This is a genomic window from Streptomyces fradiae, from assembly GCF_041270065.1.
Classification (GTDB): domain Bacteria; phylum Actinomycetota; class Actinomycetes; order Streptomycetales; family Streptomycetaceae; genus Streptomyces.
Map to the genome: position 1 here is coordinate 4068294 of NZ_CP065958.1, position 13835 is coordinate 4082128.

At 65.3% G+C, this 13835-nt stretch carries 10 protein-coding genes and 1 pseudogene; 6 read left to right on the forward strand and 5 right to left on the reverse strand.

The features are described 5' to 3' along the window. Nucleotides 1-394 precede the first annotated feature (394 nt). Nucleotides 395-1132: a TIGR02391 family protein gene (locus JAO84_RS18445; protein ID WP_370413863.1), complete on the forward strand. Its 738-nt coding sequence runs from the start codon at nucleotides 395-397 to the stop codon at nucleotides 1130-1132. An 81-nt stretch (nucleotides 1133-1213) separates the two neighbouring features. Here JAO84_RS18445 and JAO84_RS18450 read toward each other — a convergent pair whose 3' ends face one another. The 3 genes from JAO84_RS18450 to JAO84_RS18460 form a co-directional block, all read right to left on the reverse strand. Beyond that, entirely contained in the window at nucleotides 1214-1432 is a 219-nt protein-coding gene (locus JAO84_RS18450) for a hypothetical protein (RefSeq protein WP_370413864.1), read from the reverse strand. Nucleotides 1433-1514: 82 nt separating this feature from the next. Then, entirely contained in the window at nucleotides 1515-1931 is a 417-nt protein-coding gene (locus JAO84_RS18455; RefSeq protein WP_370413865.1) for a hypothetical protein, read from the reverse strand. A 270-nt stretch (nucleotides 1932-2201) separates the two neighbouring features. Further along, on the reverse strand, nucleotides 2202-2570 hold the full coding sequence (locus JAO84_RS18460) for a hypothetical protein (RefSeq protein ID WP_370416962.1): 369 nt from the start codon (nucleotides 2568-2570) through the stop codon (nucleotides 2202-2204). Between the two features lie 8 nt (nucleotides 2571-2578). Between JAO84_RS18460 and JAO84_RS18465 the strand changes: the two are divergent. Further along, nucleotides 2579-2818, forward strand: a pseudogene (locus tag JAO84_RS18465) (hypothetical protein); the annotation flags it as partial. A gap of 116 nt (nucleotides 2819-2934) precedes the next feature. On the opposite strand, the gene JAO84_RS18470 reads toward JAO84_RS18465, so the two are convergent. Both JAO84_RS18470 and JAO84_RS18475 read right to left on the reverse strand, forming a co-directional pair. Next, nucleotides 2935-3381 carry a barstar family protein gene (locus JAO84_RS18470; protein ID WP_370413866.1) on the reverse strand — a complete coding sequence of 149 codons (447 nt, stop codon included), beginning with the start codon at nucleotides 3379-3381 and terminating at the stop codon, nucleotides 2935-2937. A 5-nt stretch (nucleotides 3382-3386) separates the two neighbouring features. Further along, the gene (locus tag JAO84_RS18475; RefSeq protein WP_370413867.1) at nucleotides 3387-7256 is read right to left on the reverse strand and encodes a polymorphic toxin-type HINT domain-containing protein; all 3870 of its coding nucleotides are present in this window, start codon (nucleotides 7254-7256) and stop codon (nucleotides 3387-3389) included. 390 nt (nucleotides 7257-7646) lie between these two features. On the opposite strand from JAO84_RS18475, the gene JAO84_RS18480 reads away from it, so the two are divergent. The 4 genes from JAO84_RS18480 to JAO84_RS18495 all read left to right on the forward strand — a co-directional run bounded on the left by JAO84_RS18480 (nucleotide 7647) and on the right by JAO84_RS18495 (nucleotide 13603). Further along, on the forward strand, nucleotides 7647-8156 hold the full coding sequence (locus tag JAO84_RS18480) for a hypothetical protein (protein ID WP_370413868.1): 510 nt from the start codon (nucleotides 7647-7649) through the stop codon (nucleotides 8154-8156). Nucleotides 8157-8535: 379 nt separating this feature from the next. Beyond that, complete coding sequence (locus JAO84_RS18485) at nucleotides 8536-10173, forward strand: trypsin-like serine protease (RefSeq protein ID WP_370413869.1); 1638 nt, start codon at nucleotides 8536-8538, stop codon at nucleotides 10171-10173. 144 nt (nucleotides 10174-10317) lie between these two features. Beyond that, nucleotides 10318-11937, forward strand: a complete 1620-nt coding sequence (locus tag JAO84_RS18490; protein WP_370413870.1) for a trypsin-like serine protease — start codon at nucleotides 10318-10320, stop codon at nucleotides 11935-11937. Nucleotides 11938-12106: 169 nt separating this feature from the next. Further along, a complete protein-coding gene (locus tag JAO84_RS18495) occupies nucleotides 12107-13603 on the forward strand; it encodes an FG-GAP-like repeat-containing protein (RefSeq protein WP_370413871.1) in 1497 nt (498 codons plus the stop codon). Nucleotides 13604-13835 lie beyond the last annotated feature (232 nt).

Here is a 13835-nt window from a genome sequence, read left to right on the forward strand (position 1 = left end):
CTTACGCCGCTCTTACAGCCCGGCCCCGCACAGCCGGTAGGCTGTAGCCCGCTCCGCGCCTGGTGAGGCGGGGCGAGGGTGGGTTGCCCGAGCGGCCTAAGGGAACGGTCTTGAAACCGCGATCAGCTTCGCGGGGCGGTCCGGGCCACCACCAGAGACTTTCCGCAGCTGACAAAGCTGCACGTGAGAGTGGCTCCCGAGTAGATCGGCAGCCCTTTCGACGTTTCCTGCTGTCCCACCGTGTCCAACCCAGTCCCACTGTGGATCAGTGCGTGTGGTCAAACTGTGGTCAGCTCCCGGCCGCCCGGCCAGTCCCCGTTCTTGCTCCCTCGCAGCGTTGCGTCTGCGTGAGAAACCATTGTCGGTCTGCATGAGCGACCTGGATCATTGAGCGATGAGCCAGATGAACCGCGAGTGGGCGATTAACAAGCTCAGGTCGTTCCTTGAGATCGCTTCCATCACCTACGTGCCAGATGCTCCCAACACCTTTGGTTTCTGGCACTACAAGCTCGACCGGCCCAAGGCCGAGGTGCAGGCAGCCGCCCAGGTCACCGAGCAGATCCTGGACCGCGTCCTGCCGGAATGGCGCACCGCTGATTGGCCGGAGGGGAAGAAGCAGCCGTACTGGCGGGAGCGGGAGGCGACGCACAGGGCCATTTCGCAGCTGGAAGCTGAGCAAGAGCTGATCGACAACCTTGGCAGCGGCGCTCCTCAGCTCGACGCAGCAACGTTCCACCCTTGGGTCTGGGGAAGTGTCCAGGGCCTCTGGAGTAGCGGGTACTTTCGAGAGGCAGTGGGTGTGGCAGCCAAAGCGATCAACGCCCAGGCGCAGGCGAAGCTGGGCCGGAAGGACCTCTCTGAGGCAAAGCTCCTGTCAGACGCGTTCTCCGTGAAGCCGCCAGCCAGCGGACAGCCCCGACTCCGGCTCGGACCGGACGACGGAAGTGACACGTTTCGGAGTCGCCACGATGGTGCTGGCAGTTTCGCCCGCGGCGTTTACTCGGCGATCCGCAACCCCATCGCTCACGAGCTTGATCATGAGCTGGAGGAGAACGAAGCACTTGAGCAGTTGGCTGCATTCAGCATCCTTGCTCGTTGGATCGACGATGCCGACATGGTGACCTCTCCCTGAGTGGTAGCGCCCGGCGTTGAACCGAGTGACGGAACGCAAAGCCCCCGCTAGACGCGAGGGCTCCGAGGTGTGGGTGCTGGCTCAGTTGTCCAGGGCGGCGTCGATCAGCTCGTTCGCCTTGTGCTGCTGGCCCCGGAGGATCTTCGCGTAGAAGCGCCACAGGACCGCGATGCTGTGGCCGGCGCGACGGGCTTCTTCGACCGGGTCGACACCGGCCTTGATCCAGAGCGAGACGCACGCGTGGCGGAGCGAGTACGGCACGTCGGCGAGCGGGGTGGTCACCTCCTGCTCGGAGAGCACCTTGCGGCGGGCCTACTGCCAGATCTCGGTGTACTCGTTCGACCGGACCCGGCCCCCGCGCACGGCCCGGAAGAGGCGGCCGTCAGGGGCGAGCCCCCTGGGTCTTGATGTGGTCGCGGAGCATCTGGACGAGAACCGGCGGGATGGGTACGGGGCGGGTGGCGCGGCGGGCGCGGCGCTTCAGGCCCCGTTCCTCGTACGGCTTGCCGTCGTCGGTCCAGCCGGAGCCGACCTCCGGGCGGCTGCCGGCAAGGATCATCTCGCCCCACCCCTCCTCCGGCAGGACGAGGTCCGACTTCTTCAGGTCGGCCACCTCCGACGGACGGTTCGCGGCGTAGTACATGCACGCGAGGAAGGCGTACAGGTGCTCGCCGCGCGGGCCCTGGGCGCGGACGGCGTCGATGAGCTCGCGGGCCATCTTCGGCTCGGGGACGTACCGGAAGTCGACCTCGTCGTCCGTCTCCGGTGCACTCCAGTCGATGCGGGTGAGCGGGTTCACCGTCGAGGAGGTCCCGCTCGACCGCGTACCGGAGCGCGTTGCTCAGTACGGTCCGCTTTCGGGCGACCGTGTTGTCCGCCGCCTTCTTGCCCTTCAGCGTGAGCGAGATCGTCTTGAGCGCGGGGTGAAGCTTGTCCTACACGGCCAGGTCTTGACCTTGAGCGAGTTTGCCGCGATCCAATCGAGCGCGGCAGCCACCTCCTCCGGCGGCTCCTGGACGTCCTTCCTCGGCGTCCACTCGCCCTCGTCGTCCTTGACCATCTGGAACGCCTAGTTACGCAGGGACAGGCGGAGCGTCCTGGCCTCCGGCGCTCCCTTCTGGCTCGTCGTAAGCGCCGGAGTGATGTTGGTCAGGTTTCCGGCGATGCCGACGCGGTGTTTGCCGCAGCACTGGCTCAATTCATCTGGGCGTACGCGCAGGCGTGCACGAACCAGGGGGGAGTCGAGCGTACGCAGTTCGGACGCGGGGAGACCGATCTCTGTGTTGAACCGCTTGCCTTTGTGTTGGGCCGACATGAGGCGGGAACGGTGGCCGTCCGCCGGCGTCTTGTTCGCGAAGACCAGGCGGTGAACCTCAGGACCGCCCTTCCAGCGGAGTTGGAACGGTGACGACTTGCTCGGCTGGTTGCGGACACTCAAGGTCTTCACTTCGTAGCCACGCGACGAGCCGCGGCTGGTTCTCGGCCGAGGTGGGTCTCCTGTACCGCAAGTGGCCCGGACAGGCGACGAGCCAGCCGTCTCACACGGAGGCGGAGGAGCGGGACGCGCGGATGGCGGTCGTTCAGGCGCAGGCGGAGAAGCTGGCCGAGTTCGGCTGGCGCTTTCCGGCCGGAGAGCGCGTCCCGCCTGTTGGAGCTCGAAAGCTTCAGCTCGCCCACAGTATTTGACGCACTACGCAGAAGAATTCGCGCTCGGATCAGGCCGCTGACGCAAGGACGAGGGCAGACCCTTCAAATAAGTAGAGGCCCCGTCAGTCTTGAATGACGGGGCCTCTACTTATCGACTAGGTCGGGGTTTCGGTAGCGCCATCCATAGAGCCACTACTCGGCTCGGTGGCGACATAGACAGACAACTGCTTTGGCCTGCTGTTGGTAATGACAGGGTCGCTCAGTGTTTCGGCAACGTCACGAAGAACTTCCAGGGCGATCCGGAATTCCTCCTCTGTCCTGCTGTCTCGTGGGCCGGCGTCGCCCCACAGGATGACCATGCGCTGAGAGCTATGCAGACGCAGGCCTTCCCATAGAGAATCGGACAGCGCATCCCAGCTCCTCGAGCTCGAAAGCGGAGGATCTAGCGGCAATGCTTTACGCACTTCCCGGAAGAAGGAGTCCCGGTCGGCTTGGCCTCCTGTCGTAAGAACGAACACGGGGACCTCCTGCCGGACCGCCTCGCTGAGGACCTCCTGAACCTCGGCCGGGGAAATGACCGTGAGGCCATTGCTCAAATGCATATCGCTCACCGTATTCGAACGAAGGGCGGGTCTCCCGCATCTCCGTAATGAGTCCATGTGTAGTAAGTCTCGCCAGTTTCCTTGTTTCGCACCACGCGAAGTGGGCCTGCGCCGCTGCCGTATGGATTGGGGACGCGATACTCCAGGTACGGAGATCCAAGCCCCTTTTCACCCGGGAGATCCCCAGCCCAGTTCTTGAACTGAATACCCCATCTAGTAGCAGTTGGCCCGGTCGGCACTGTGCCGGCAACGATGTGCGACAGGGTGCTAGCGAGGCCTGCTTCCTCGGCGGCAGGAAGCTTTCCGCTCAGCCAGGCGATCTTACATCCTGCATTGTGCACCAGGACAGGAGTGCCGCCCGCGAAAACAAAGTACGTGTGCAGGCTGTCGACCGTCAGATTGTAGGTTCGAGCATCCTTTCTGAACGAACGATTCTTCGCTACGGCGACTGTGCTTCCGTCAGCAGCACGCAGGGTCGTGCCCTCACGGAGAGAACTTGCCGTCACCCATTTCTTCTCGGATGGCGACCAGAAAGGGTGTTCGTGGGTTGCTGTTATGCGTTCATAGCCCTTACGGGTGGCGATGGTGAGTTCGTTGAAGTCTTTGTCCCGCTCGGTGATAATGAGGTTGGTTACCCTTCGCAAGCCCGCCTGGTTTCCATACGGGTCAGCGGCGATGACCTCATCACCCAGCTTCACCTGCTCGATGTTCCTTGCTGATCCATCGGCCATGAGCACCTTGGTGCCGGCGAGGAAACAAGTGGCGCACTTGGCTGCCCTGGCGGCTCGAGTGGCGTCAGCGATCTTGTCGACGGACTTAAGGCCCCTCTCAATCAGCTTGAGCTTGCCAATCGGAAGGAGCATCAGGCCTGCCATGAGGCACTGGCCAAGGGTGGGGTTCTCAGCACAGGCGATGGCATCGGTAATTCCGAACATGTCCATGGCCAGTTGTGCGCTGGCAGGATCTGCTCGAGGAACCACGACATCGAAGTGGCTGGGGGCCATTGCGCACGCCGGAAGGTGGTCCCGGTAGATATTGATAATGCAGCTAGGCTTGTTCCCTTCGTCCCGCTTGAAGCTTCGCTGCTCCTCAGCAGCGCGGCGCGTCTCCGCTGCTTCGGATTCGCGTAGTTCGACTACCTGATTCCAGGCGTCAGAAGCGGCACTCTCGGCCTCGGTGACGCTCTTTCCGGCGGCCAGAGCAGATTTGCGAGCCTCATCCGCTGAACCCCGAGCCTGCTTCGCTGAGTTTCGAGCGTAGCTGGCGGAGAATTCCGCCTGGGCAGCAGACTCTTCAGCGGCCACTGCGTCCTGCTGTGCGCGATTGGCGGCGTTGCGGGCGGTAGTGGCGGATGCGGCGGCCTGGGTGGCGCTGATTGCGGCGGCGTTGGCCGCGGCGGCGGCCTGGGTGGCGTACTGGGCTGCCTGACTGGCGCTCTTCTGCGCTTCGGTGGCTGCGGCTTCGGCTTCGGCGGCGGCCTGGTTGGCCTCGGCCGCAGCCTTGGCTGCGAGCCAGCGGTTCTGCAGAGCCTTGGCAGCGATAACGCCGCCCTCGGCGATCAGACGCTGGACCTGAGCAATGTGATTGTCGGCGAGTTTGTCCTTGCGGTCTGCCACATACTGGCCGGCCCGGATGAAGGTGTGCAATTCGTCTGCTGGCCCGGCCAGGGCGACCTTGGCTGCAGCCTTGAGTTCGGGCCCACCGTCGTTGAACAGCTTGCTGGCTTCTACTCGCTCGTCGGAGTGGCGTGCGGTGTATTGACCGCTGTTAATGAAGGCCAGCATGGCCTGGGTGCTGCCGTCGGCAAGTGCCGCCTCTGCGGCCTCCTTTACCCCTACCCCGCCCTCGTTGTGGATCTTCGAGACCAAGACGCGGTACTCGACACCTGCGACGGTGTGCTGGCCGGTGGTGTAGAAGTCGGCGATCTGCCCAGGTGTGCCGGTCAGTGCATTGGCGGCTGCGGTGCGTACCGCTTCGTAGGGGCTGTTTGAGGCCAGGTCGGAGACCTGCTGGCGTATCTCGTACTGCTGGGCCGACTGCCAACCGGTGCGCAAGTAGTCCAGTACATCCTCATTGGTGCCGCCCAGGGCCTGAGCTGCCGCTTCCTGACGCCAAGAGCCGAAGTGCCTCATCGCCCTCAGGGCGAGCTTGCGACCTTCTGCGGCGATCGCAGTTGTGTCCGCGCCCGGCTGACTGAGCTGGCTGGCCAGCGCCTTGGTGTCTTCCTCGATCTCCCTGCCTTCGACCACACTGGCGGAGACTTCCTTGACGAATTCATCCCCGGTTGCCTTATTGGTCCTGGCACGCTCGACAGCGGCAGCTGTGCGAGTCGTCAAGTCTTCGGCCTCGACCTCCCGGGCAATATCGAAGGTCTTCTTCGCGGTCGCAACCGCAGCAGTTGCTGTATCTGAGGCAGCCTTGGCGGCGTTGGCCTGTTTGGTGGCCTCCGCCGCGTAGTCCGCTGCCTCTCCCGCGTGTGCGGCTGCGGATTCGGCAGCGGTAGCCGCGTTGTTGGCATGTGCGGCGGCCGAGTTCGCCGCATCACGTGCCTCCATGGCGGCGGTGGCGGACTTACGGGCCAGCGCCTCCGCAGCGGTGGCGGCTCGGTTGGCTTCGGTCGCGTGGCGGCGGGTCTCCGCCGCTGCCGCCCTGGCCTCGGCAGACGAGACACCGGCGGCGTCCGCGTAGCCAGCGGCCTGATCTGCTGCGTCGGCAGCGAGATCGGCGTTATTGCTAGCGCTTCTGGACGCGGCGGCCGCGCTGGCGGCGGCGAGCGATGCCTTACCTGCCTGGTCAGCGGCCTTCGCCGACTCTGTGGCGAGGCTCGCTGCCGCGCGTGCTGCCTGGGCCTGCTGGGCCGCGTTGGCGGCCTGTCCCTTGTCCTTGCCCGCGGCGATGGACGCATTGTAGGCGCGGTTCGCGGCGTCGGCAGCCGCCGCTGCCGCGTTCGCGGTCTGCGCAGCGGCCAGTGCCGCGATCTTCGCGGACTGGTTTGCGGCATTGGCTGCACCGATTGCGGTTTGGGCTGCTTCGGCAGCAGCCCTTGCAGCATCAGCGGCCTGCCTGGACTTGACAGCGGCACGCGTCGCATCGTTCTTGGCTGCTTCAGTCTCCTGCGCGGCCTTCTGGGCTGCCTGCTTGGCCAGCTCCGAGGCGACAATCGCCCGTGCGGAGGCCTCCTCCGCAGACTTGGTCGCGTCCTCTGCCTGCTTGCCGGCCCGCTTAACCTGCTCGGTGAGCTGCGCGATGGTGGCATGTTCCTGGTCGCGGTTGCGGGCGACGAACTGGCCCACTTCCAGGAATTCGACCAGGTCGTCGTAGCTGCCCTGGAGGGCGAGCTTGGCGGCCGCCTGGATGTTCGGGCCACCCGAGTTGTAGATCTTCGAAACCTGAACCCGGTCGTCGGTCTGGCGAGCGGCGTACTGGCCTTCCTTCAGGAACGTCTCGACGTCATCGGGCGTGCCCCGGAGGGCTGCTTCGCCGGCCTCCTTGACTCCGACCCCGCCGAAGTTGATGACTTTGGAGGCCTCGACCCGCTGATCCAGCTGGTACGGAGCTTTCCATCCGTCTGTCAAGAACGCCTGCACGTCGGCCGGCGTGCCCTTCAGCGCAGCCATGGCGGCCTCACGCACTGACGGACCACCAGCATTGATGATGCGACTGACGTCCACGCGATCATCGACCTGCTGGATCAAGCTCTGGTTCGCAAGGAACTGCGTGATGTCCGCATCCGTGCCAAGCAGTGCGTGTTCGGCGGCTTCCTTGACCCCCGGCCCACCCGTCGTCCAGTACTCGACTACGAGCGCGCGATCCGTGCCCTCGCTGGCATCGACAGCGGATGCAGTTGGTGCTGTCCCCAACAGCCCGGTCACCATGGCCGTGGACAGCAGACCGGCGCATACGCGGCGGGCGGCCGAGCCCGGGGGCCGCTCTGCGAGTCTGTCAATTCGCTTACGCCCCATCCATCTGGGGCGTGACTGGTGCTTCACCTGAGCAATCCTCCAAGTCGGAAAAGCATGCCCGGGGGGATACATCACGCCAAGATCCACGCAAGACGGACATGATCACTCGTGGAGAACCTCGATGAGGGCGGTGCGATCGCCAAGATCGATTGCGAGAAGCCCCCCGGATCTGCGAACACGGCCCGCCATCTCCGCAGGTGAGGGGGAGTTGTAGAGCATGTTCACAGGAACCTTACATGTGCTTTACTTTCGCCAAGCGGAAGGGGGGAGTCCCCTGTCTTGGCTTCATTGGGGAGGAAGAACATGGCGATATCTCGTGCCCGCAGGGCGCTCCTGATCGGGGCCTCGGGCGTCATTGCCGCGGCGGTTGGAGCGGTGGCCCTGACTACAGGTGCCCAGGCGGCTCCGCAGGCTGCAGCCACCACGGACGTTGCCACTGAGATGCCGGTAGCAGTCGAGGACTTCAGCTACCCGAACGCCGAAAAGATCTTTCAGGACCGACACATCACCCTGAAGCGAGGTGACGGACACATCACCTTGGTTCCGTGTTCAGAGGCGTGGGACATCAAGATCGAGTCCCGCCTGGACATCAACGGCTACTGCTTCAAGACGACCTCGACGAGCGGATTCCTCACGCTGGAGCTGCCCGACGCTTACGGCGTGTGGACCGAGGACCATCCCGTCGAGGCCACTCTCACCGCCAGCGGCGCAGAGACAATCATCAATGTGCCTGCCAACGAGTACAAGCCGGTCGGCGAGACGGGGGACAGTGGATTGCGCTCCGTCCTCGTGGAGATGCGACTCACGGGCTGAGTGGTACGCAGCCAATCATGGCGGGAGGAAATCCTGCCTCACCGGCTGATGATGAACCAGGCTTCGCCACTAGCGCCCGGTCATACCCTCCGATCCCGCGTAGCGTGACCATGGCTGTCCACTGAGTGATGGTCAATGCCTACAGATGGCTTGGCCCTGGCGGTTCTTGGTTCCCAGGATGGCCTGCAAGTGGGCGTGCGCTGTGGATGGGCCTACATCCTCATTCCGCCCTTGGGGGGGCATTCCGCGCCTCGGGCTCCGCCCCGCTCGTGTGGGCCGCCCATGTCGCCCCTCCCCCCTCCACGGCATCCTCCGTGAACGACCGGGGCCATCTCGACTCAGCGAAAGCTCTCTCATGAAAAACCCATGTAAGCGTGTCGTGTTCGGTGGTGCACTGGCCGCCGTTGTCGCCGCGTCCGGTGTTCTCGTCGCCACGCCTGTTCAGGCGCTGGACGGCACGGCCGCGTCCGACACCTCTTACGCCTTCACCGCGAAGCTGGCCATCGGCGACACCCTCCGGTCCTGCAGCGGAACCCTGATCAACGCCCAGTGGCTGCTGACCGCAGCCCGCTGCTTCGCCGATGACCCGTCAACCGGATACACGGTTGCTGCCGGCGCTCCGAAGTGGAAGACGACCGCGACGATCGGCCGCACCCAGCTCGATTCGACCGGCGGTCAGGTCCGCAACGTCGTAGAGCTCGTCCCGCGCACCGACCGCGATCTAGTCCTTGCCAAGCTCGACACCCCGGTCCGCGGCATCCTGCCGCTGCGCGCCAGCGGAACCTCGCCCGTCCAGGGCGAGGGCCTCAAGGGCGCCGGCTACGGCCGGACCAAGGACACGTGGGTGCCCAACACCCTGCACGCCGGAGCGTTTACCACCGGGGAGGTCACGGCAACGGGTCTGCTGATCGACGGCACTGCGGTGTGCAAGGGTGACACCGGCGCCCCGGTCATCCGCGAGAAGGACGGCGTGCGCGAGCTTGCCGGCGTCGTGACGGCGTCCTGGCAGGGCGGCTGCCTCGGTATGCCCGAGACGGAGACCCGTACCGGCGCTGCCGCGACCCGCGTCGACGGCCTTGCCGGTTGGATCAAGCAGTCGACCGCCTCCACGCTCACCCCGTGGCGCCTGCAGATGGTCGCGACCGTCAACAAGGACCTCTTCCACTCCGTCCGCGACAGCAACTGGGACTGGTCGGTCTTCGGTGACGTCGAGAAGGCCGCCGGCAGCATCGGCGAGGTCGAAGTCGCCGCCGACGCCGCGATCTCCGGCACCAACCACGTCCTCGCCCTGGGGGGCGACGGCGTCGTCTACCAGGCCACCCGCAACCCCAACGGCACCTGGGTCGCCTTCCGCGCACTCACCAGCGAACTCGGCACCCTTACCGGCATCAAGAAGATCTCCGTCACCTCGACCGGCACTGGCCTCGGGCTCGTCGCCGTCACCAACAGCCGCGTCTACCACGCGACGCGCGACCCCGCCGGCAAGTGGTCCAAGTGGGGCGATGTCACCACCGCCGTCGGCGCCCTGACCGGTACCAACCCCGCGCCCGCCGAGATCACCGTCGCGCAGATCGGCGACACCACCCACGTCGGCGTTGTCACAGTGGAAGGCCGGACCTTCCACACCATCCGCAATAGCAACGGCACCTGGGGCACGTGGGGTGAGATCACCAAGATTTCCGGAGCTCCTTCCAAGGTCAGCAACATGGCTTTCGCCGGCACCGGAAACGACCTCCAGGCTGTCCTGACCGAGCCCACTGGCGGCATCAAGCACGTCGCCCGCTTCGCCAACGGCACCTGGAGCGCATTCGGCAACCTCGGCCCCATCCTCGGCACCGGCCCCGTCACCAGCGTTGGCGCAGCCACGGTCGACAACGAGTTCCACACCGCGATCATCACGGGCGGAACGATCAAGCACACCATGCGCCACATCAACGGCACCTGGGAGCCTGCCGACACCCCGCCCGGCGCCCCCGCCAACCCCACCAGCCTCGCCATCACCGGCAGCTGGAACTAACCCGCATGCAAAGCGCAGCAGGGGCAGGCCGCCTTGCTGCGCCTTGTGCCATCGCAGTAAACGCCCGGAACACCCTGCCGTGTCCACGTTCCGGGCTGAGCACACCGTCCTGACTCTTTCCTGGTTACAGAACTGGAGGCCCTAGTGCGAAGCACGCGCGGTCGAAGAATCCTGATCAGCGGCGCTGCTGTCGCGGCCGCGATCTCCGCAGGTCTTGTCGCTACCGAGTCCGCGGCCGTCGAGGGGGCCGAGGAGTCCGCCCACTCGTTCACCACCAAGATTGTTGTAGGCGACAGTCAACGGGCATGCAGCGGAGCGCTTGTCGATCCCCGTTGGGTTCTCACCACGGCCGACTGCTTCGCCGATGCCGCTGGGGACGTGAAGCCCGGGGCTCCTGAGACTCCGACGACCGTGACAGTGGGGCGTCCCGATCTCACTCAGACCGGCGCAGGTGCGTCCCGCCCGGTCTCGGAACTCGTACCCCACCCCGACCGCGACCTGGTCATGGTGAAACTCGCCTACCGCGTGACCAACGTGCGGCCTGTGTCCGTGGCCGAGACACCCGCCTCGGCCACGGAGAATCTGACCGTCACCGGCTACGGACGCACCAAGACGGTCTGGGTGCCCAGCCGCATGCACAGTGCGACCTTCACCGCCCATGCGACCGACGCCACGACCATCAGCCTGGCCTCGACCAACGGAGCTGCCATCTGCCAGGGCGACGCGGGCGGGCCGGTCCTTCGCGAGACAGGTGGGACAGCGCAGCTCGTGGCCGTGGCGAGCCGCTCCTGGCAGGGCGGTTGCCTCGGCTCGCCTGCCACCGAAACCCGGACCGGAGCTTTGTCCACCCGCGTCGACGACACACGCGCCTGGATGCGGGAGACGATTGACAGCTCTCCTTCCGACGCTGTGCTCACGGCATCGCCCACCGCCAAGGTTGTCCACCTCAGCGCTGCGGGCCTGGACGGTGTGCTGCACACGACCGACGCCAACTACGGCACCGGAACGTGGACCGGAAGCTGGACGAGGCTGGACGGCCCCGATCTCATTTCGCTGACCAGTGCTGTCGTCGATAACGTCGTTCACATGTATGGCGTCGGAACCGACGGCAAGGTGTACGGCAAGGACGCCAACTACAACACCGGCAAGTTCACCGCCTGGAACGAGGTCCCTGGCGGCGCCACTGGCGCCCGCGCCCTGACTGCCTCGGTCACCGGCAGCACCGTCCACCTGCAGATGATCGGCCCCGACGGTGCCCTGCACACCACCGATGCCAATTACGGCACCGGAACGTGGGCCGGCAAGTGGACCCGCATCGACGCGAAGCCCCTCAAGGCCATCGCCAGTGCTGTCGTCGACAACGTCGTCCACATCTATGCCGCCGGAACCGACGGCAAGGTGTACGGCATCGACGCCAACTACAACACCGGCAAGTTCACCGCCTGGAACGAGGTCCCTGGCGGCGCCACTGGCGCCCGCGCCCTGACTGCCTCGGTCACCGGCAGCACCGTCCACCTGCAGATGATCGGCCCCGACGGTGCCCTGCACACCACCGATGCCAATTACGGCACCGGAACGTGGGCCGGCAAGTGGACCCGCATCGACGCGAAGCCCCTCAAGGCCATCGCCAGTGCTGTCGTCGACAACGTCGTCCACATCTATGCCGCCGGAACCGACGGCAAGGTGTACGGCATCGACGCCAACTACAACACCGGTCGCTGGAGCGAGACCTGGTCCGCAGTCCCTGGAGGCATCACCGTCTGATCCCCCGGCGCCCGCGCAGCCCCTAGGCACATCGCGTGGGCGCCGCCAGTAACTGGCCAGGGGGCGTCAACGGTTGAACCAGGGCGGATCGTTCCGGGCCCACAGTTTTGAACCATTTCAAGGAGTTTGTGTGTCGGCTATAAGGCGACGTTCACGATGGATAGCAACCATGGCCGCCGCTGTTGTGGGGTCAGGCGTCCTGGTCAGTACGCCGTCCCAGGCATTGCAGGGCACTGACGCCGGCGCGGCATTCGGTTACACCGCAAAGATCGTCGTTGGCGATTCCGACCGCGCTTGCACAGGTGTCCTCGTTGATCCGAGGTGGGTCCTCTCAGCTGCCAGCTGTTTCGCTGATGCGGCGGGTGCGGTTGCTAGTGGCAAGCCGACGGCGAAGACGATGGTGACTGTGGGCCGGACGGATCTGACCCAGACCACGACCGGCGCCACTGTTGAGGCCATACGCCTTGTGCCTCGTACGGATCGCGATGTCGTCTTGGTCAAGCTCGCCAGCCGCGTCAACGGTGTTGCCCCCGCCGCTGTCGCCACCACTGCCCCTTCCGATGGTGAACCGTTGAACGCGGCCGGCTTCGGCCGGACAAAGACGGCATGGGTGCCTGACAAGCTGCACACCGGCGAGTTCATCACGACTTCCAGTGATGCCACGACGGTCGCCCTCGCAGCATCGGCGGATGCCGTCATTTGCCAGGGAGACAGCGGTGGGCCGCTCCTGCGTCAGAAGGATGGTGCTGTCGAAGTCGTAGCCGTGGCAAGTCGTTCCTGGCAGGGTGGCTGCCTGGGTACCGACGCAGCTGAGACGCGCACAGACGCGGTCGGAGTCCGCGTGGACGACCTCCGAGGCTGGATCGCGGACACCGTCTTCGCGCCGCAGGGTGACCTGACCGGGGACAAGGTCGCCGACCTTGCTGCGGTCTGGACCGACGGCAGCCTTCACGTCTACACGGGCAGTGCCGCCCAGGGCCTCAGCGGAGCACAGACGCAGCAGCTTGGTGGCACCGGATGGCTCACCATGAAGCAGCTTGCCAAGGCGGACTTCACCAACGACGGCGTGGCCGACGTCATGGCCATCTGGGGCAACGGCACCCTGCACCTCTACAAGGGTGACGGCAAGGGCAACATCACCGACGGAACCACGGTTGCCATGGGCGGATCCACCTGGGGCACCATCAAGCAGATGACCGCCGCCGACTTCACCGGCGACGGCTGGGGTGACCTGCTGACCGTCTGGAACGACGGCACCCTGCACCTCTACAGGGGTGACGGCAAGGGCAACATCACCGACGGAACCACGGTTGCCATGGGCGGATCCACCTGGGGCACCATCAAGCAGTTCGTCGGGGGTGACTACGACCGTGATGGCATCGCGGACCTCATGGCGGTCTGGAGCGACGGCACGCTCCACTTCTACAAGAGCAACGGCGACGGAACGTTCAACTCCCAGAAGCCCGCATGGGGCGGCAATACCTGGTCAACGGTGAAGCTGATGGCCGGCGACGACTACAACGCCGATGGCACCGCGGACATCATGGCCATCTGGGGTAACGGCACCCTTCACCTCTACAAGGGCAATGGCACGGGTGACATCGACTCCGGCATGACAGTCCCCGTCGGCGGATCGACCTGGCTCACCGTGAAGCACCTGGCATAGACAGGACCTGAGGTCGTCGTGTGCCTGGGCAAGCCGCCGTAGTCTGCCCAGGTATGCGACGGCACATCAAGGATCCGTAGAGCCATACGACCGCCGGTAGTTCCGGCGCGTTGTAGCTTGCTGCCTATTCGCCTGGGTGGCTGAATCATTGGGGGCGTCACACCCGTCACGCTGTTACGCAAGGCCGTGAGCTCGGGAAACATGCAGGTCGGCGCCGTGGCATCCCCTGATT

Coding starts and splice junctions, on each gene's coding strand:
- JAO84_RS18445 (WP_370413863.1), top strand. CDS start 395: ATGAGCCAGATGAACCGCGAGTGGGCGATTAACAAGCTCAGGTCGTTC.
- JAO84_RS18495 (WP_370413871.1), top strand. CDS start 12,107: ATGGCCGCCGCTGTTGTGGGGTCAGGCGTCCTGGTCAGTACGCCGTCC.
- JAO84_RS18475 (WP_370413867.1), bottom strand. CDS start 7,256: ATGGTGACCGGGCTGTTGGGGACAGCACCAACTGCATCCGCTGTCGAT.
- JAO84_RS18470 (WP_370413866.1), bottom strand. CDS start 3,381: ATGCATTTGAGCAATGGCCTCACGGTCATTTCCCCGGCCGAGGTTCAG.
- JAO84_RS18480 (WP_370413868.1), top strand. CDS start 7,647: ATGGCGATATCTCGTGCCCGCAGGGCGCTCCTGATCGGGGCCTCGGGC.